Annotated in this window: 16 protein-coding genes and 1 pseudogene; 4 read left to right on the top strand and 13 right to left on the bottom strand. The window is 57.7% G+C overall.

Annotation, left to right across the window (positions count from 1 at the left end; genetic code table 11):
• Positions 1–173 precede the first annotated feature (173 nt).
• The 5 genes and pseudogenes from BV911_RS14310 to BV911_RS19595 all read right to left on the bottom strand — a co-directional run bounded on the left by BV911_RS14310 (position 174) and on the right by BV911_RS19595 (position 3053).
• Entirely contained in the window at positions 174–929 is a 756-nt protein-coding gene (locus BV911_RS14310; protein ID WP_086054311.1) for an IS5 family transposase, read from the bottom strand.
• A gap of 69 nt (positions 930–998) precedes the next feature.
• Positions 999–1172 carry a hypothetical protein gene (locus BV911_RS19600; protein WP_168184086.1) on the bottom strand — a complete coding sequence of 58 codons (174 nt, stop codon included), beginning with the start codon at positions 1170–1172 and terminating at the stop codon, positions 999–1001.
• Positions 1151–2377: an IS701 family transposase gene (locus BV911_RS14305; protein ID WP_086054310.1), complete on the bottom strand. Its 1227-nt coding sequence runs from the start codon at positions 2375–2377 to the stop codon at positions 1151–1153. Before BV911_RS14305 ends, BV911_RS19600 begins: the two co-directional genes overlap by 22 nt.
• A gap of 223 nt (positions 2378–2600) precedes the next feature.
• A pseudogene (istB, locus tag BV911_RS14300) lies at positions 2601–2823 on the bottom strand (IS21-like element ISPkr1 family helper ATPase IstB); the annotation flags it as partial.
• Positions 2824–2888: 65 nt separating this feature from the next.
• Positions 2889–3053, bottom strand: a complete 165-nt coding sequence (locus BV911_RS19595; RefSeq protein ID WP_168184088.1) for a hypothetical protein — start codon at positions 3051–3053, stop codon at positions 2889–2891.
• A gap of 432 nt (positions 3054–3485) precedes the next feature.
• Here BV911_RS19595 and BV911_RS14295 point away from each other — a divergent pair, with 432 nt between their 5' ends.
• A complete protein-coding gene (locus BV911_RS14295; protein ID WP_086054309.1) occupies positions 3486–4571 on the top strand; it encodes a tyrosine-type recombinase/integrase in 1086 nt (361 codons plus the stop codon).
• Positions 4572–5515: 944 nt separating this feature from the next.
• On the opposite strand, the gene repC is transcribed toward BV911_RS14295, so the two are convergent.
• From repC to repA, 3 genes are all read right to left on the bottom strand, one after another.
• On the bottom strand, positions 5516–6718 hold the full coding sequence (gene repC / locus BV911_RS14290) for a plasmid replication protein RepC (RefSeq protein ID WP_086054312.1): 1203 nt from the start codon (positions 6716–6718) through the stop codon (positions 5516–5518).
• Positions 6719–6911: 193 nt separating this feature from the next.
• Positions 6912–7913 carry a plasmid partitioning protein RepB gene (gene repB, locus BV911_RS14285; protein WP_086054308.1) on the bottom strand — a complete coding sequence of 334 codons (1002 nt, stop codon included), beginning with the start codon at positions 7911–7913 and terminating at the stop codon, positions 6912–6914.
• Complete coding sequence (repA, locus tag BV911_RS14280) at positions 7903–9093, bottom strand: plasmid partitioning protein RepA (RefSeq protein WP_086054307.1); 1191 nt, start codon at positions 9091–9093, stop codon at positions 7903–7905. Before repA ends, repB begins: the two co-directional genes overlap by 11 nt.
• A 254-nt stretch (positions 9094–9347) precedes the next feature.
• Between repA and BV911_RS14275 the strand changes: the two genes are divergently transcribed.
• Positions 9348–10460 (top strand): ATP-binding protein, encoded by a 1113-nt coding sequence (locus BV911_RS14275; protein WP_240512259.1) that lies wholly within the window; start codon positions 9348–9350, stop codon positions 10458–10460.
• Between the two features lie 333 nt (positions 10461–10793).
• Positions 10794–11912: a TRAP transporter substrate-binding protein gene (locus tag BV911_RS14270; RefSeq protein WP_086054305.1), complete on the top strand. Its 1119-nt coding sequence runs from the start codon at positions 10794–10796 to the stop codon at positions 11910–11912.
• An 85-nt stretch (positions 11913–11997) separates the two neighbouring features.
• Here the strand turns inward: BV911_RS14270 and BV911_RS14265 are convergent, their stop codons facing one another.
• The 5 genes from BV911_RS14265 to BV911_RS14245 form a co-directional block, all read right to left on the bottom strand.
• Positions 11998–13887: a TRAP transporter large permease subunit gene (locus BV911_RS14265; protein WP_086054304.1), complete on the bottom strand. Its 1890-nt coding sequence runs from the start codon at positions 13885–13887 to the stop codon at positions 11998–12000.
• The gene (locus BV911_RS14260; protein WP_086054303.1) at positions 13880–14497 is read right to left on the bottom strand and encodes a TRAP transporter small permease subunit; all 618 of its coding nucleotides are present in this window, start codon (positions 14495–14497) and stop codon (positions 13880–13882) included. The genes BV911_RS14265 and BV911_RS14260 overlap by 8 nt, the downstream gene beginning before the upstream one ends.
• Before the next feature lie 444 nt (positions 14498–14941).
• Complete coding sequence (locus tag BV911_RS14255; protein ID WP_086054302.1) at positions 14942–16048, bottom strand: Xaa-Pro peptidase family protein; 1107 nt, start codon at positions 16046–16048, stop codon at positions 14942–14944.
• A gap of 90 nt (positions 16049–16138) precedes the next feature.
• Positions 16139–17728: an ABC transporter substrate-binding protein gene (locus BV911_RS14250; protein ID WP_086054301.1), complete on the bottom strand. Its 1590-nt coding sequence runs from the start codon at positions 17726–17728 to the stop codon at positions 16139–16141.
• 13 nt (positions 17729–17741) lie between these two features.
• The gene (locus tag BV911_RS14245) at positions 17742–18389 is read right to left on the bottom strand and encodes a helix-turn-helix domain-containing protein (RefSeq protein WP_086054300.1); all 648 of its coding nucleotides are present in this window, start codon (positions 18387–18389) and stop codon (positions 17742–17744) included.
• A gap of 219 nt (positions 18390–18608) precedes the next feature.
• Between BV911_RS14245 and BV911_RS14240 the strand changes: the two genes are divergently transcribed.
• Positions 18609–19652, top strand: coding sequence for an ABC transporter permease (locus BV911_RS14240; RefSeq protein ID WP_086054299.1), 1044 nt, complete (start codon positions 18609–18611; stop codon positions 19650–19652).
• Position 19653 lies beyond the last annotated feature (1 nt).

Genomic DNA, 19653 nt, shown 5'->3' with positions numbered 1-19653 from the left:
ACGTGATCGAGATGTCTGGTTTCGGCTTTACGTCAATCGACGACCTGCAGTTCTTCAAGTTCTCAAACAACACGTTTGTGTACATCAACATGGAACAGACGATCCTGCTTGAGGGCATTCCAGACGCGTCGGTGCTGGATGAAAGCTCCTTCTTGTTTACCTAGGGTCAAGATTCATAACCAAAAGATTACGGTTGCGGCGAGGGCGATGGCAGAGAGGAAGACCTTTGGACATCGGTCATACCTTGTCGCGACACGTCTCCAATCCTTGAGCCTGCCGAACATGTTCTCGATCCGGTTGCGCCGTTTGTAGCGGCGCTTGTCGTATTTGACTGGGGTCTTCCGCTTCTTTCGGCCGGGAATGCAGGCGCGTATCCCCTTGTCCTGTAGAGCTTCTCGGAACCAGTCGGCGTCATAGCCGCGATCGCCGAGCAGCCATTTGACGTTTGACAGACCATCGAGAAGTGCCCGTGCGCCGATGTAATCGCTGACCTGACCGGCAGTGACGAACAGGTCTATCGGTCGTCCCTGGCTGTCGCAGATGGCGTGCAGTTTCGTGTTCATGCCGCCTTTGGTTCGTCCGATCAGGCGACCACGCCCCCTTTTAGCGGCCATGCTGGTCGCCGTTCGATGGGCCTTCAGGTATGTCGCGTCGATCATCACGGTCTTCTGTTCGCCGTGTTCGGCCGCCAGACCAGCCATCATCCGCGCGAATATCCCTTTCTCGCTCCAGCGCTTCCAGCGGCTATAAAGCGTCTTGTGAGGGCCATAGGCCTCCGGCGCGTCGCGCCAGCGCAAGCCATTGCGGTTGATGAAGATAATCCCGCTCAAAACTCGCTGATCATCGACCCGGGGCTTACCATGCGACTTCGGGAAGAAAGGGGAAAGCTTGGCCATCTGCTCGTCGGTCAGCCAGAAAAGATTGCTCATGTCACCGCTCCGTTTTTGGGGCCGTGAAGCACGCAATGCGCAGGAAATCAATGCATCCTGACCCTAGCATTACAGTTGCATTTTTGATTTGAAGTGTGCTTGTTGAGCTGCGGCCTGATGAGCGCGTCGCCAGAGCGACCATGCGATGACATGTGCGGGATAAATTTGTTGCCGTGCGAGGCGGGTGGCGATGCGGCGGATTTCCTGCATCGACCAGCGGATCAGTTGGCGGTCTTGCGCCATGCCGACCACATCTTTTTTTGGGGATCCAAGGGGCGAGTATTGGCGCGATTGCGGATGACGGCCATCATCGCGAACGCGAGCATCACCAGCGAGACGTGGCGATGCCAGCCATGCCAAGAGCGGGTTTCGTTGTGGTCGAGGCCGAACTCGTTTTTGGCGGTCTCAAAACTATCTTTGATCGCCCAACGATGCCCCTCCACCGTCACCAGTTTTTCCACAGGCGTGCCAACCGGACACCAGGTCGAGAAGAAGGCGAGGTCGCCGTCGGCGATGTTGCTGCGGATCAGTAGCCCGCGTGTCCAGACACCGGTGAAATCCGCGTTGAAATCATCGGCATCAAGATCAGCGAGATCAAGATAGGCCCAGTCATGTAGGCGCGCGCCCTTGGTCCCCGCGCCTGCTGACAGCCGGTGCCATGCATTCTCGGGCAAAGCTTCAGCGATGTCCTTGGCGGTTCCAGCCACGGCCAGCGGCTTGCCCCATGAGCGGAAGGAATGGTTGGCGTTCACGCCCAGCACATAGCCTTTGGCTGCGCGTTTGAGCGCCATCTCGATGTCGCCCACGCCATAAACGCTGTCGGCCGCCACCCAGGAAAACGGCACGTTTGAAGCAATCGCCCGCTCGATCATCGTGAGCGCCAGTGCAGGCTTGGTGGCAAAGCGAATGTTTTCCGGCACATGGGCTGCCACTAGGCGATCCCGATCATCCGTCCAGGCCTTCGGCAGATAGAGCGCCCGATCGATGAAGGCATGACCATGCCGGGAGACATAGGATGCGAACACACCGATCTGGCAATTGGTGATCTTGCCGGCAGACCCTGTATATTGCCGGCCGACCCCGCAGGATGCCTTACCCTGCTTGAGAAAACCGGTCTCATCAATCACCAGAACGGCATCGGGATCGGCCAGCGTCTCAAGCGCGTAATCGCGCACGATGTCGCGCAAAGAATCCGCATCCCAGCATCCGCGACCCAGGATCGCCTGTTGCCGCCAGGGGCCGGGATCACCAGCCGCTTCCGCACGCATCCATCCCGTCTTGCGCCTTTCTTCCCCCAGCAAGCCGTCCAGAAATTGTCCCGCTGATGCCGCCACACGCTCCTGCGTGAACAACGGTCGCATCCGCCCCTTCACTTCCCGCAACGAAGACGCCCAAAGTTCAAGCGTCGCCTCGACTGATGCACCTGTCATCCATGACCTCCGATCCATGGAACCTCAGAGATTCAGACGTCAGAGAAAAATGCAACTGTAATGCTAGGCCACGCAATCCACACCTTCACAACGCCTGACAAAGCCCGGTCCTTGTCAATCGGCACGCAATCTTGACCCCCTATCGGCATCCAAAAATGACCCCCGTAGAGCGCACGGGTAGCTGGCCCGATGCGGTGTAGCCCCCATACAGCGCAGCCGTATCGGGCCAGCGTGGTCCTGGTTATTCACGGGTCTTGAAGCGCCCGCTCTCATTGCCGGTTTCGACGATGTCGCAGTGATGGGTCAGGCGGTCGAGGAGCGCGGTGGTCATCTTGGCGTCGCCGAAAGACCGAAGGCCATTCCCCGAAGTCGAGATTGGTCGTCACGATGATCGAGGTGCGCTCGTAGAGACGGCTGATGAGGTGGAACAGCAGCTGGCCGCCGGTCTGCGCAAAGGGGAGATAGAGCTTTAGCTGGCTCATCGCGTCCAGCACCTGTGATCTTTCCATGATTTGGTCCCCAGAGGCTGTCATAACGTTTGCAGTCGGCCACTGGCTCGCAGGTCATCCTCGCTGAACCAGACCGTCACATCCCCGCGCTGGCGCAGCGCCTCGTTGTATTCGGCACAGTTCGTCACACGGGACTTTGCCTTCGCAAACTTATCCCGCCGCGATCCGTTGAATTTGAAAGGCATCCCAGCATCCCGAAGTCAGAACCAAGGATCAGCTACGCTTCGGATGAACTTCGTGCACCAAGGTCCTCAATCGCGGTTTTTAATGATTTGGCGGCATCCCCCTCCTCCCGGATACCGCCATTTTTTTGTCTGACGGATATCTGCACCGGCTGCGCTGACGGCTCCATCGCACGAAAACCGCGCGCACCCCCTCTGGTCGCAAACCTCTACACCCGGTTCCGAACCGTCCGGAAATATGGGCAAAGTCGAAAAAAATTCGATACTTATTCAATAACTTAGCTGCCATATTGCGCATCATTTTAAGTTTATGCGGATCATATCAGTCTCACCTCTACACCCAACATTACCTTCGATAAGGTGCCATTATTACTGGTCTTGTTATCCTTCGCTGAAAATTCCTGAATTCATCAGAAGCTTTAGGAAATCACCCAGATGAGCCAATTTCCCGCACCATCCCTAATCCTGCATGAGAACGCTTTGGTGCTCTCGGAAGAAGATCGTGCCGCGCTCCACAATCTCTATGTGCGCGGCACCCCTGTTAACACGCTGCGGGCTTACGAGCGCGACCTGATCTACATTACAGCATGGATGGATTCGCGCTACGTCGGTCGTGCGCCGACCTGGCCGGAGGACGAGCAAGTCGCCCTCCGCTTCGTGCTTGATCATAGCCGTGATCTCTCGATTGCCACTGAACAAGACGGTGGGCGCGTAACGGCCGAGGTTCTGATCGCGGCGGGCCTCCGCAAAACGCTCAACTCCCCTGCCCCGGCGACGCTGGACCGGCGCATTGCGTCCTGGAGGGCCTTCCATCGCATGCGCAATCTCGACAGCCCGTTCGAGGCGCCCTTGGTGAAACAGGCCCGCGCCAAGGGCCGCAATGCAGAAGCCCGCGCCAAGGCACCCAAATCCGCTCATCCGATCGCCCGTGAGGTGCTGGACGCGATGCTGTCCTCCTGCCGACCCGATGCCTATGACCCCGACGGCTTACGGGCGCTGCGCGATCAGGCCGTTCTGATGACGGGCTTCGGCTCGGGCGGCCGGAGGCGCTCGGAACTGGCAGCACTGCGCCGTGAAGACATCTCGTTGAAAGACTATGACAGGACGGGCGTTCTTACGCTGCAACTACTGGAGACCAAGACCACCGTCCGGGGCGCTACCCCAAAGCTGATCCTCAAGGGCCGCCCTGCCCGCGCGCTCGTCGCTTGGATCGATGCTGGCGGCATCACAGACGGCTTCCTGTTTCGTGCGGTGTCGAAATCCGGGCGGGTGCTGGATCGAGGGTTAACCCCGGCCGGCATCGGCGGCATCGTCAAGGCGCGTTTGGTCACCGCAGGGCTGCCAGCAGCCCATGCCTCAGCCCATGGATTGAGGGCTGGATTTCTGACACAGGCGGCGCTGGACGGTGCGCCCATTCAAGCGGCGATGCGCCTCAGCTTGCACCGGTCGATGGTGCAGGCGATGCGCTACTACGACGATGTCGAGATCACCGACAATCCTGCAACTGACCTGTTGGGCTGAGGCAGACAACCGTTAGTCTACTGGTCGGTGTTCGCCCCCTGCCCGCAACGCTATTTTAATAAACAAAGTGGCCTCGGAACGACCCCTTTGAGGAAATAAAATGGATTTCGACCTATTTCATCAAGACGTCTTCATTCCATCTTCGATCTCAGTTCTTGAATAGTCAGACTTTTAGATGCTTCGGCGAATTTTGGTGAGCACCGTGGTCTTGGTCGTCTGGGCTGTCCCCTTCGAGCCGCCGTTTTAGCATAAGCATAAATACTTAGGGGTATGCCTAAGTATGGGCTTAAGTCCGGCGATGAGATGGTCATCGATGCGCGCCGCCGACGCCGCGGGCCGAGGTCTTAGACGTAAGTATCACCCGGTCACGCGTGGGAGATATGATGCTGGCGGTTATAGAGGCGCGGCTTGTAAGGCATCGACCTGATGGAGATGCACAGCGATAATAGAACACCCTAATTCGCCAGGCACGCCTGCATTCCTGCCTGTCAGGTCGGCATCAAACCCTGCCTTATGCCAGTTGGGAAAGTTGACAGCTGTCAACCAGAGCTGAGGGCTTCCGCTTTGACGCCTGTGCGGCAACATTGAGGAAGACTCGCTGCCCGCCAAGATTGAAGAGATTTACGGACATTTCACAGAAGATACCGCCTTCGAGAGAAGTTTGCACGGACAAATTATCCAAAACCACGATAGCCTATATTATGAGACTGGCGCCAGAAGGACCCCAGGCAGGAAATTTTGTGCGGACGAGCCATTACTTCACTGAGATCATCGCCGGGTAAATCTGGCGATCGACCGGTTAGACGGCAGGTCATCTTAATGCGCTGACGCACATCCGCTCTTTCAATCTGATCCGCGCGGGACGACCATGGCAACCGGATTTCCGCGTGCAGCCTGCAGATTGCAAATCTTTCAGAACTGACCCTGATCAACGAACATCCGAATTATCGTTTTGATAGCTCGCCATTTAACAAAGCCATCACCATAGGTGCGGGTGAAAATGTACCCAAAACTGCTTTGGCGGAAAGCGCACGGAGGTAGCCGCCGGGGTTTCGGATGCTGGAAAACCGCTGCAAGATGCAGCAGACAACAACTGCAGCAGATTCTGGACCCATCGTCGTTTGGGCCTCGTCCCATGCTGTGGGGCTGATACCCATCATGCCACGAAGCAATGCGGCGGTTTTGATCAGGTCGTGCCAACGACGAATGTCGTCGATCAGGTAGGGTTCGATGTCTGGGCAGGCTTTGAGAACCAAGTGAAGGGGGAGTTTGGGTAGCGGACGCGGGGTTTGGTCTTTTTTAGGGTTTTGGGCAGACGGAGCGTCTATGGATGTGTCGGGTTTGTCTAAGCTCTGTTCAGAAACAGAATAGTATGTATCTGAATTCTGATAGTGCCGCTCATTTTGACTGTCACAGCCGCTTGGTTCTTCTGATTCAGGGCGAAGAGATGTGGTGACGTGGTCTAGAATACGGGTGGTTGTCGATAGCAACTTCTCAAGTTGATCGATGACTAAATTTCGGCGCATGGCTTTGTGAACGTCCATAAGGGCGGCGAGGATATCGGCCCAGTCACCGGGCATGCCTTGCTCTTGCGCATAGGACGCCAGCTTAAGGGCGTCGCGCTTGGTCAGCGTGATCTGCTCGCGGATGCGGTGTCGGCGCTCTGCGGCGTCCTCAGCGGCTTGTGCGGCTTGTGCGAACTCTGCGGCGCGCAGCAGGAGGGGGCGTAAATCAAAGCCGAAGGCACGGGTCATGTCGCCGTCACGGTTGCGGCGCGCGTATCGCTTGCCGTTCGGACTGTCGTGGCGCCAGACCAGGCCTGCGGCAACCAAGGCCGCGAGATGACGGCGCAAGGTGCTTTCGGCCATGCCATGCGCCCGCTCACCGAGCGTACGGTTTGACGGGAAAACGATTAATGAAGCCTGATCGCTGAGTTTGACCTCGGGGTAGAAGCTGAGCAAGGCGTTGAGAACGGTCAGAGCCCGGTCCGTTACACCCAACGCAACACGGGCAGTGCAAATCTGTCGGAAGACCTCCCATTTGTCAGTGTGCGAGAGATCTGGGCAACCGCTTGCAGTTGCGGCCTGTGAAATAAGGTCAGCCGACATCGGCCGCCGCCCAAAGGGCGTCGTTGTAAGTCGTTCCATCAATGTCCACGAGACAAAGGAAAAGCGTTCGCCCAAAGACGTTGGTTGACAACAGTCACCACGAAGCCTTACGTTCGGAATTGCTTAGATACCAAACAGGCCTCTCGGGTGGGATCACATGTGACCTTTCGAGGGGCTTTTTCTTTTCTGGTCTGCCTTTTCGTGCCTCCTTTGGTTACTGCTCGGATGGTCCTTATTGTGGACCGTTATTTTCATCGTTCTGGGACACCCATTGGCGATGAAATTCTTTAAGATGATCGATGAGCCAATCCTCAAATCCACCATTGCCGTCACGGGGCAGGGTCAGAATCACGGCGTCTGACTTTGCAGTCACCCGCCCGATTGGCAGGCCGGTGGCGCTTTTTACGATCTGTGTGCTGGCGCGCGGACCTTTGGCCGGCATCCTGGGCGTCGACGGTGCAGTGTCTTGGCTGAGGATTGCGATTGCTGCCTCGAACCGGTCGACGGACTTGTCACCACGCGCCAAAACCGTCAGTTCTTTGGCAATCTGGCCCGGATCAAGATCGGTTTTCTCGATCAAATCTGCTAAGGTCAACCAGCGATCACGTCCGATCGAGGGGGCCGACCCGATTGCCTCAATGACCGAAATATCGATGCGATCAACGACCGATAACATCCGCGATATCAGTGTCTTATCTATGCTCAGGGCATCACAGATCTTTGCGCGATCATAGCCCGCGTCCCGCATTTGACGGGCGAAATTGCACTTTTCGATGAAGGTCAGGTCTTTGCGGGCGCTGTTTTCCTGTCCTTGCGCCATGATCAGGGACGCATCGTCCAAGTCACGGATCATGGCCTTTGCTGGAATGCCTAATTCCCGCAGCGCCAGAACCCGGCGGCGGCCATAGACGATCTGAAAACGGCCGTCATGGTCAGGGTGGGGCCGGACAAGGATGGGGACTTGTTGACCGTATGTGCGCAAGGATTCCATCAAGCTGGCATGGTCTTCGTCTTCGAAATCGATGCGATCTGTCAGACCGCCGGCATCGATCATTTGGGGATCGATTTCGGTCAAGGCCCGGCTTTTCAACGCGGCGATGGATTGGCTGACCGCGCCGATAGCGCCCTTGGTGTAGCGCGGCTTTGCGATATCCACCCGGGCATCGGGATCCGGATCCTGAGCCTTCTCAGGAATAGGGGTCATCAAGCCTTTGAGAAGGTCTTTACGCGCCATTGTTGCGCCCCCAAGATTGTTGAATGAGGTCCGTAATCTCGCCGTTGACAGCGTTAAGGGATTCCATCGCTCGTTCGTAGGTTGCGCGGGTAAACTGAGATTTCTCAACCTCATAGAGGGTCTGTTTGGTGATGCCTGCATCGGAAATCGCCGTAGATTTCAGGACGGTGTGGTTCAGAACGTGCTCCCCGAACATCGAGCGCATAAAGCTGACCATTTGGTTCTGCGGCCCGTCGCCGGGTTCGTATCGGGTGACCACATAGCGCAGCCAGTCATAGGACATGTCGCCGCCGGCATCGCCCACAACGCCAAGCAGGTTCGATGTCATCAACAGAAACTGACACATGGACATCACGTCGAGCATCTGGGGATGCACGGTGACAAGGATTGCCGTGGCGGCGGACAGGGCCGACATTGTGAGGAAGCCCAACTGCGGTGGGCAGTCGATCACAACCACATCGTAGTCATCTGCGACCGCGCCGAGGGCTTCGCCAACCCGGGTAAAGAACATGGTGCCGTCGCGCTGCACGAGGGCACGCGGGGTTTCGTGTTCAAATTCCATCAGGTCAAGATTGCCGGGAATGATGTCGAGATTGGTGAAGTAAGTCTTTTGAATCACGTCCCGAATCGGAACAGGATCCTCGTAGCGGATCGCATCATACAAGGTGCCACCGTCGAGAAGGTCAAATTCCGGCTGAAAGCCATGCAGGGCCGACAAGCTGGCCTGCGGGTCAAGGTCGATGGCCAAGACACGGTAGCCATCAAGAGCCATCTTCTGGGCCAGATGGGCGGCGGTTGTGGTTTTGCCAGAGCCGCCCTTGAAGTTGATCACCGTGATGACCTGAAGCGGATCACCCTCACGGCGCCCCGGCAGATAGGTCCCCGGCGATTTGGCCCCCCGTTCTAGGTAGGTGCGCAGATCTTGGATATCCTCTGGCGAGTAATACCGCCGCCCACCGGCGCGAGTCTCGGGGGAGGGGCCTTTGCCATCCAAATGCAACTTGCGCAAATAGGCGTCTTTCACGCCAAGCAAATCAGCGACTTCGCCGCTGGTAAACTTGCGCAACGTCCGCTGCGCATCGGGTGGAAACAGCTGTGCGCGGTGCGCTTGCAACTGTTCGGATAATCTGGTTGCGTGCTCACCGACAAGCTTGTCGATGCGCTGCTCTCTGTCTCTCATCTACTGCCCCGCATTTAGTCAGTTACGCTAAATGTCGTTTAATTCTGTTATTGCCGTATTCACTTTGCCCATTCTCGCGATTCCTGCAAGATAAAACGACCGCAGGCGGAGCGCGGCAGGATGGGGCGGGTGTTGATTGCCCGCGTCATGGGTTTAACCTTGTAAATCGGGAATTTAGTTCCGATATTGCTAGGATGTTAGCGCGTCAAAAACATCGTGAAATTACCGAGCTTCTCAAAAGAGACCCAGCGGTTGTGATTCTCGGGTCGCGGCAGGTCGGGAAAACCACGCTGGCGCGGGGCATCGCAGAGGAGCGCCCGGCGGTATATCTTGACCTTGAAAGCGACCGTGACCGGGTGAAATTGACCGAACCCGGCCCTTATTTTCGCCAACACAGCGACAAGCTGGTGATCTTGGATAACATACACCGGGCACCTGAGATTTTTCAGGAATTGCGCGCTGTGATCGACGATAGCCGCAGGGCAGGGCGGCGCGTGGGGCAATTCTTGATCTTAGGGTCGCCGTCGACGGAACTGCTGCGCCAGTCTGGCGAAACCTTGGCCGGGCGACTTGCATACTCTGAAATACATCCATTGAATCTGCTGGAGGTCGGGGCCGCGGGGATCGAAAGGTTGTGGGTGCGCGGCGGGTATCCTGACAGCTATTTGGCGGACACGGACCGGGCCAGCGATCGCTGGCGGCAGGATTTCATCCGCACGTATCTGGAACGCGATATTCCGATGTTTGGCCCGCGCGTTCCGGTCGAGCGTCTGCGGCGGTTCTGGACCATGTTGGCGCAACTGGATGGCGGGCTGTTAAATGCCGCGGCCTTGGCGCGGAACCTTGATGTGGATAGCAAGACAGTTAAGACCTATCTGGATCTCCTGGTCGATCTGCTGTTGGTGCGGCGCCTGCAACCTTGGCAAAGCAATGCGGGCAAGCGGCTGGTCAAAGCCCCGAAAATCTACATCCGCGATACCGGTGTGCTGCATAGTCTTCTCCAGATTCCAAATCTTGAGACCTTGCTTGGGCATCCTAAGCAGGGCGATAGCTGGGAAGGGTTCGTGATCGAGAACATCGCATCTGTCCTGCCTGAGGGCACGCCGATGCATTTCTACCGCTCTGCCGCAGGCGCGGAAATTGATCTATTGGTGCAGATGAACGGCGAAACATGGGCGATTGACATCACACGCAGCACATCCCCGCGGCTGTCGCGCGGGTTTCATATTGCGTGCGATGATCTTGCTGTCAGCAGGCGGATCGTCGTGCATGGTGGGGCGGCGCATCTCAGGTTGGGGCAGGGGGTCGACGCCTTTCCGCTGAGCGATTTCTTGGGGCTGTTCGGGGCCGATTTGCAAAACGAATGACGCCGGGTCTTGTCGCACGCATCGCGCCTATCATTACGCTTGGGAGGCCGGGTCTCAGGCCCGCGCCGCTGTTCGGAAATGGCTTGGGTTCGACAGCCAGCCCGCCTGCACTCAGCCCTTGGCGGTGACCGACATCCAGCGGAACGAGGTCACGCAATCCGATCCGCAGGCGCAACGAAGCGCCTTAAAATCGCCAGTTCCGGTCGAAGAAATGGGGAGTGCCACACAAGCCCGGTGCATGGTTGCTATTTCCGGAGGCTCCGCTAATCCTTGGCGCGTTGTCAAACGAGCAGGCGCACGATCCGCCGTCGTATTATTGAGGAGGAAAGCCATATGGACAGACGCAAATTTCTGACGAGCAGCGCGATAGGGACAGCGACTGCGGCCACAGCTGGGGCGCTGGCTGCACCGGCCATCGCGCAGTCGATGCCCAAGGTGCAGTGGCGCTGTACATCGTCCTTTCCCAAGTCGCTTGATACGATTTATGGCGGTGCCGAAGACGTCGCCAAGTTCGTGAGCGAAGCGACAGACGGCCAGTTCACCATCCAAGTTTATGCTGCGGGCGAGATCGTGCCGGGGCTGCAAGCAGCTGACGCCGTCACCAACGGCACGGTCGAGATGTGCCATACTGCCGCCTATTATTATGTCGGCAAGAACCCGGCCTATGCGCTTGGCGCGACGGTGCCCTTCGGGCTTAACACGCGCGGCATGCAGGCATGGTTGTTCTACGGCGGCGGCATGGACCTGCTGAACGAGTTCTACGCCACCGAGGGACTTCACTATATTCCCGCAGGCAATACCGGCTCACAGATGGGTGGCTGGTTCCGCAAGGAAATCAATTCGGTCGCCGACATGAATGGCCTCAAGATGCGGATCGGTGGCTTGGCCGGTAGCGTGATCGAGAAGCTGGGCGCGGTGCCGCAGCAGATCGCAGGCGGTGACATCTATTCGGCGCTTGAGCGTGGCACCATCGACGCCGCCGAATGGATCGGGCCCTATGACGACGAAAAGCTCGGCTTCTACAAGGTCGCGCCCTACTACTACTACCCCGGCTGGTGGGAGGGGAACCTGATCCTCAACTGCTTCGTCAACCAAGAGAAGTGGAATGAACTGCCGCCAGCCTACCAGAGTCTGTTGGTGACAGCGGGCAAGGCCGCGACCACAGAAATGATGGCTGAATACGACTATAAGAATCCGACGGCGGTGAAGCAACTCGTGCAGAACGGCACCCAATTGCGGCCGTATCCTCAGGACGTCATGCAAGCCTGCTTCGAGGCGGCAAACACGCTCTATGACGAGATCAATGCCGAGAATGAGGCGTTCAAGAAAATCTATGACTCGATGATGGCCTTCCGCGCAGAAACCTTCCTCTGGCAGCAGGTTTCGGAATACAGCTTCGACACATTCATGATGAACAAGCAACGCGAAGGCGCGCTGAACATGGGCGGCTGATCGCTGTAATTTCAGCGAGACCTGACCCTATAAAGATAAAGGCCCGCCAAAAATTTGGCGGGCCTTTTCAATTTCTGCACGTCCGTTAGTTGAAGCTTGGCGGTTGGCTGAGATCGTGCGTCTCAGGCGCAGTGCCGCCAAGACCGCCACCATTCCCTGTATCCGCGCCGCCAAGACCCGCGGGCGGGCCGCCGGTGCCACCACCCAGCGGTGGCAGGCCCAGCCCGCCGTCATTGCCGCTTGGCGCCGATCCGCCAGAGGGTGCGCCGAAGCCGCCCAAGGGTGGCAGGCCCAACCCGCCACCATTATCAGCACCGCCACTTCCCAAGCCGCCCATGGGAATCTGGCCAAGCCCTCCGCCAGCTGGCGCCTGAAGCTGAAAGCTTGAAGGAGCGGTCGTTACCGGGGCTGATTTGTAGTGTGTGACTAAGTACGGGAAGCTGATGACCAGCGCGATCATCAGCGCATTGATGAAGATGAACGGCACTGCCCCCTTGTAGATTTCCGACGTTCGGATCGCCGGCATCCGCCGTCCGGTGCTTTCATCATGCCATTCACGTGCGGGGGCCACCGACCGCAGATAGAACAATGAAAAGCCGAAGGGTGGGGTGAGGAAACTGGTCTGCAGGTTAATCCCCAGGATCACCCCGAACCAAATCAGATCGATTCCCAAGGTGGTGGCAACCGGTGCCAGCAACGGCACCAAGATAAAGGCGATCTCGAAGAAGTCGAGGAAGCACCCCAAGATGAACACGACAATTGTGACCACAGCCAAGAAGCCGTATTCGCCGCCGGGCAGCTTCAGCAGCAACTCTTCAAGCCAGACGTTGCCGTTGACCCCATAGAAGGTCAGCCCGAACACCCGCGCGCCGATGAGAATGAACATGACGAACGCAGAAAGTTTGGTCGTCGCCTCCAGTGACGAGCGCAGGATCGTGAAGCTGAGCCGCTTCTTGGCCAAAGCCAGAAGAAGCGCCCCAACCGCCCCCATTGCGCCGCCCTCGGTCGGTGTGGCGATGCCGAGGAAGATTGTCCCAAGCACAAGAAAGATCAGCGCCAATGGCGGGATCAGCACGATGATCACTTGCTCTGCGAGGTGCGACAGGATGTTTAGTCCAAAGACGCGATTGGCCACCGCGAACAGGAAGGGCAGTAGCACGGCGGTTACAGCCGCGGCGACAACCCCGGTCGCGGGGGTCATTTCGGCAAAAATCCAATGCGCGCCGACGAAATAAATAGCCAAGGCCGCAACAAACGAGGCGAGCAGAGACCGGATGCCTTTTCCCAGCGTGCGCTCGGATTCGGGCAGGGCAGGAACCATGTCAGGCCGGACCCAAGACAGGAAAAAGATGTACAAACAGTAGAACGCCACAAGCATCAGCGACGGAAAGATCGCGCCAAGATACATGTCGCCCACCGACACACCCAACTGGTCTGCCATGACGATCAGGACCAGCGACGGCGGCACGATCTGTGCCAAGGTGCCCGCCGCGACAATGGTGCCTGTCGCAGCCGATTGCGCATAGCCGAACCGCTGCATGATGGGCAGCGAGATGAGACCCATCGCGATCACAGAAGCCGCGACAACGCCTGTTGTGGCGGCCAATAGCGCGCCGACGAAGATCACCGCATAGGCCAGTCCGCCGCGGATCGGGCCGAAAAGCTGACCGATCGTCTCGAGCAGATCCTCAGCCATGCCGGACCGTTCGAGGATCAGCCCCATAAAGGTAAAGAACGGGATCGCTAACAGGGTGTCGTTCGACATAATGCCGAACACCCTTTCCGGTTGGGCCCCGAGCAACGGCCAGAAAAGATTGATTTGCGACGGCGCGATTTCCGAAAGCGCCACGCCGACGACGAAAAAGAACAGGCCTCCTGCCGCCAGCGTCAGTGCCACCGGATAGCCGATCAGCAGCATGCCCATCACAGTGGCAAACATGATTGGGGCAAGGTTGTGGGCAATAAGCTCAAGCATCGGCGCGACCTCCGGACGTTTGTCCCTCGTCAATCTGGTGGACGAAATGCGCATGTTCGCGCAGTTCAGGAGGAAGGTGATCTTCGTCGCTATCGCCGGGAGGAGGGAGATCCCCATGTAGGATCGCCACGGTCTTGATGATCTCGGATATGCCCTGCATAATCAAAATGATAAAACCTAATAGAACAAGAAATTTAGCAGGCCAGAGGATCAGCCCACCAGCATTCATTGACTGCTCACCCGAGCTCCAGGATCGCCAGAAGAAGGGCCACGAGAGCCAGACCATCAGTGTCGCGAAGGGCATCAGGAACCCGATGTGACAGATCAGGTCGATCCAAATCCGGGTTCGTTGTTTTAACCGTGACGAGATCACGTCGATCCGGACATGTTCGTTCTTCTGCAATGTCCAGGCGGCGGCCAGCATGAAGACAGCGCCGAACAGATACCATTGCAATTCAAGCCAGGCATTGGACGATAGGTCGAACGCCTTGCGGACTACGGCATTCGTGGCGCTGACGAGGACGGCGGCGAGGATCAACCAGGAAACGCCCTGTCCGATCCACGTCGTCATCCGGTCGATTCCACGACTGAACTGAATAAGGCCTTTCAAGGCACCCTCCCCCTAATATTTCGCGTCCACCGATACGGCTTGCACCGCCACCCTATCAGATCCTGATTTCGCGATCGGAACCGGGGGTGGCTGACCCTGCTTGCCCATATGCTGGCGCTTATAAAAGTCGTAGAGGCGGATGCAATCTACTGCAAGCGTCACGGCGACGCTGAGAACGGCGGTAAGACGGTCGGCTAAGGGAATGGCAGGAGAGGCCTGTTACGGTCAGCGCAAAAGCCGCCCACCTTCGGCCTGTCTGGCAAGATCAAGCGCGTTTCCGGGCTGTTTGGTCGTCGTGCAGGCATGTCCATCCGGCCCCATGATGCGGAGCCCGATGATGCTTGCAAGGGCGTGGAAAGCATCGATTCATTTGGCCGAAATCGCGTCAGAGCTGATTGAGTTCAGTTGACGCGATACCCAAATTTACGACACCCTCTCAGGAACTCATGGGCGCCGGATCATGTCCCGAGGCATTTCAGAGAAAATTTCAGGGCCACTGTCGTCGAGGATGACGATTTCTTCGAGGCGAACGCCGAAGTTGCCGCTGATGTAGATGCCCGGCTCGATCGAGAAAACGTTGCCTTTGGCCAGCACGGCTGTGGAGTTTCCTGCGATATAGGGCGGTTCGTGAATATCGATGCCAAGGCCATGACCGGTCCGGTGTAAAAACTTGTCGCCATAGCCCGCCGCGGCAATGACATCCCGGGCGGCTTTATCAACGTCACAGGCTTTGACGCCGGGCTTTGCCGCAGCCAAGGCGGCTTGCACGGCACGTTCCACGGTATCGAACACGTTTTTATAGCGTTCGGTCGGTGTGCCGAAAAATCCACATCGTGTCATGTCCGACGGATATCCATTGAGGCGGCAGCCGGTGTCGATCAGCACGGCCGTATCCGGCGTCAGTTTCGCATTGCTGGAATAGTGATGCGGGAACGCTCCTGATGCGCCAAAGCAAACCGAACAGAATTCCAGATCGGCCCCATGGGCTTTGTAAGAGGCGGCGATCACGGCCTGAATCTCACGTTCCGTAACGCCGATGGTCAGGGCATCAAAGGCGGCTGTCATTGCCAGATCGTTCAGCAAATGAGCGGCTTTGATCGCATCAAATTCGGCGGCATCTTTCGAGGCGCGGAGCACGCCAACGGTATCTTCCGTGAAGCAACGGGATGGCGCATCCATCGCATCGAGCAGGCGCAACGCGAAATCTGTGCGCATTGTTTCATCCAGCGCCACTTTGAGGCGAGGGCCGGTTGCCTTGCAGGCCGCCAGAAGTTCGTTCAGCGCGCCGGTGGGACCGTCGTCATCGCGCCACGCATGGAAGGGCAAATCGGTTGATTGCCGTGCGGCAGCCCCGTTCAGCGCAGGCATCAGGAAGCCAGCATAGTCTTGGCTGACAAGCAGCAACACGGGGCGTTCGTCGCCATGCGGATGGACGCCCGACAGCCACGCCATATGGCTTGACGGGCCAAGCGCGACCAGATCCGTGCTGGTCTCAACCATCCGCGCCCGCAAATCGGATAGGCGGGAATTCGTGCGGGACGTGGCGGTCATATTGGGCTCCGGGTTGTTAGGGGATCACTGTTCTGAGAGGCAGAGGGTGGATCAGGTCGCCGGTGATACCGCCGACCCGATCCCTGTTTGTTAGTCTTTTTCGACGAGGCGGTAGTAGACAAAGTCCGAGGTCGCGCCGTTCACATAGCCGGTGACATCTTCGTCCATTGCCACCTGATAGGCCGCTTGAAACATGATGACGATTGGCGATGTCTCCTGAACCTCTTTTTGCAACTCGCGGTACATGTCGAGACGGGTGTCAGGATCCGTTTCCGACAACGCAGCCATGGTCTTTTTATTCATCTCATCCGGCACCGCCCACGCGTTGCGCCATGTTGTGGTCGCCGCATAGTTCGCATCCGAATTATCGGAATTATAGGCGAAGGCTTTGGCGTTGGAATGCGGGTCCATGAAGTCGGGACCCCAATAGAGCAGCATCGCCTGATGGGTGCGCTCGCGATATTTGGTGATCACTTGAGCACCGGTTCCGGGCAGGATTTCAAAGTTGATCCCAGCATCGGCAAAGCTGGCCTGCAGCGATTGTGCCATATCGGTGAACGGGGCTGCGTTGATGACATCCAGCGAGACAGTAATCGGTTCGGTGATGCCTGCGGCTTCGAGAATCTCTTTCGCCTTTGCCGGATCATAGGTGAACGGGGTTTCATCGTAAGAGCCGGGGAACCCTTTTGGCCAGAAGGCTTGGTGGGTTTCCATTTGACCATTGATGATGGTGTCCGTCATGCCCTCGTAGTTGACAAGATATCGCGCGGCTTCCCACACGGCCGGGTTGGTCAGGCTTTCGGTTTTCTGGTTGAACGACAGAAAATGCACGGCGGCCTGCGGGAAGGTTTCGACCTTGATGTCGTCATCATCCAGCGAGGCGATCTGGTCCGGGGTCAAATTGCGCGCCAGATCGACGTCGCCTTGTTCAAGCAACAGTTGCTGAGTGGCCGCTTCGGCAACGTGCTGAATAATCACGCTATCAATCTTCGGCGCCCCGTTGAAATAGGTGTCATTCGCGCGCATCCGGATCATTTGTGCCGGCGCGTAGCGATCCAGAACGAAGGGCCCAGACCCGGCGGCGTTCTCGTTCAGCCATGCGTTGCCCATATCGCCATCGATCGCGTTCTCTTTGACCAAGACACTATCGACAATGGAGGCAGGGCGAGACGCCAAAACGTTCAGCACAAACGCAGGCGAGAAGTCGCCTTCATATTTGACGGTGACCGTATCGCCTTCGCCGGTGACCATTGCGTCGATATTCTCGGGCGTCCAGCCAAGTTGGGTCAGGATAAACGCCGGTGTCAGGTTCAGCTTGATGACCCGTCCGAACGAATAGATCACGTCTTCCGCTGTCAGCGGGTTGCCGGAGGCAAATGTCGCCCCATCCCGCAGGGTAAAGGTGATCGTTTTCGCCTCGGCATCGGCGTCCCAAGACGACGCAAGACCGGCCGCCAACGTCGTGGTGTCGGCCGCGTCATATTGCACGAGGCGGTCATAGAGGTTCGTGACCAACTCGCCCGAGGTAAACTCATAGGCCTGCGCCGGGTCGATGGCGACGATGTCATCGATGTTTTGGGCGACGACCAAAACCCCATCCGGGGTTGCAGCGAAGGTGGCCGGGGCTGCAAGCGGCAGGATCAGGGCGCTGGCCAAAAGTGTGGATCTAAGGGATTTCAAAGGGTGCTCCTTGTCAGATGGCTGAGGAAATAGGATCGGGGACTTCTGTCGCCTCTTGTTTGTGGGGTGTTTCAGTGTGCTTCAGTGCGCCGGTTCGGCTGAGCACGGCCAAAGTGCCGGTCCATAAAAGACGCGCCGGATTGTCTGTGGGATTGCGCCACGAATGCGGGGTCTGGCCGCTGTAATGCAGGCAGTCGCCGGACGTCATACGAAAGGTCTGATCGCCGAGGCTTTGATCGATCACACCGTCCAGCACATAGATGAGTTCTTCGCCCGCATGGCACACGGTTTCAGATCGGTATCCGGCTGGAACATGCAGAATGTAGCTCGACAGGTCAGACCCGGGAAAATTGGTGGCGAGGGATTCATAGGTCAGCGACGAATCCGCCACAGAAAAACTTGGCCGATGTCCGGCTCGGGTCAGTCCGTCTGACGGCTTCGACGCGACGACAAAATACTCCAGCCCGACATCCAGCGCATCCGAGATCTGCGCCAAGGTCCCCAGAGATGGGGTTGCGTTGTCGCGTTCGACTTGGCTCAGATAGCCCACCGATACGCCAGATTTTTTGCCCAAATCCTTTAGAGTCAGCTGCATTTGTTTGCGACGCTTGCGGATAGCGGGTCCGAGTTGCGGCTCGGATCTGGTTTTTGTTGCGCTCATCAGTGTTCATCCTTCTTTTGGGGACGATCCTGCACAGGCTGACATACTCCGGCGAAAGGTGCAAAAATTATTTTTGTATAGATAAAATTATTTTTGTGTGGCAGAAATTTGTCTTATGTCCTTGTCACCAAACCGCGCGGCGACTGCCAAACTCGGCCCGCTCGTCACTTGGGCGCAAGCAACGCTAGACCTGCGGATGTCGGAAAGGGGTCATCGCCCATGAGCACAGACGGAACGAAATCACGCAGGCTGAAAACCACCCTCGGTGCGTTGGGCGGCTTTGTCGTGGTCACGCTGCTGACGTTTGTGGGCTTGATGGCGATCACCTTTTTCATTGGCCGGGTCATCCCGATCGACCCGGTGCTGTCGGTGGTTGGCGACCGCGCGACCCAAGAACAATACGATGCGGCCAAAGTTGCGATGGGGCTGGATCGGCCGCTGATCGTGCAATTCTTGTCGTATGTCGGCGATGTGTTCCAAGGCGATCTGGGGCGGTCTGTGTCGACCAACAGGCCTGTTGCTGATGATCTGGCCCGCGTGTTTCCTGCCACGTTGGAAATGGCGACGCTTGGCATCGCGATTGGGGTCGGATTGGGTGTGCCAATGGGGGTCTGGGCCGCGGCGCGCAAAGGAACATGGGTCGATCAGGTCATCCGAGTGTTTGCCCTACTCGGTTATTCGGTGCCGGCGTTTTGGTTGGGGCTGGTTGGCCTCGTGCTTTTCTACGCCACACTTGGCTGGGTGGCCGGACCGGGACGCGTCGACATTTTCTATGAGGGCCTTGTCGAACCCCGAACCGGTTTGATGCTGGTGGACGCCGCGCTTGCCGGGGATTGGCAAGTGTTCTGGAACGCACTGGACCATTTGATCCTGCCGGCAACAATCCTAGGGTTCTTTTCGCTGGCCTATATCGCGCGCATGACCCGCAGTTTCATGCTGGACCAGCTTAGCCAAGAATACATCACCACCGCCCGGGTCAAAGGCGTCTCGGAATGGCGGGTCATCTGGGTCCATGGGTTCCGCCCGATTCGGGTGCCGTTGATTACTGTCATTGGGTTGTCCTACGCGGCGCTGCTGGAAGGATCGGTGATGATTGAGACTGTGTTCAGCTGGCCGGGGATTGGAAATTACCTGACGGTGGCGCTGCTGAATGCTGATATGAACGCGGTGCTTGGGGCCACGTTGGTCATCGGGGCAGTCTTCATTCTCATCAACAAGCTCTCGGATGTGCTGTACCGCGTCCTTGATCCGCGCAGCCGATAGG

This window comes from Pseudoruegeria sp. SK021 (genome assembly GCF_002119405.1).
Taxonomy (GTDB): Bacteria; Pseudomonadota; Alphaproteobacteria; order Rhodobacterales; family Rhodobacteraceae; genus Meridianimarinicoccus.
Note: the sequence above shows the minus strand (reverse complement) of the source record. Positions and strands in the feature narration are given on the sequence as shown.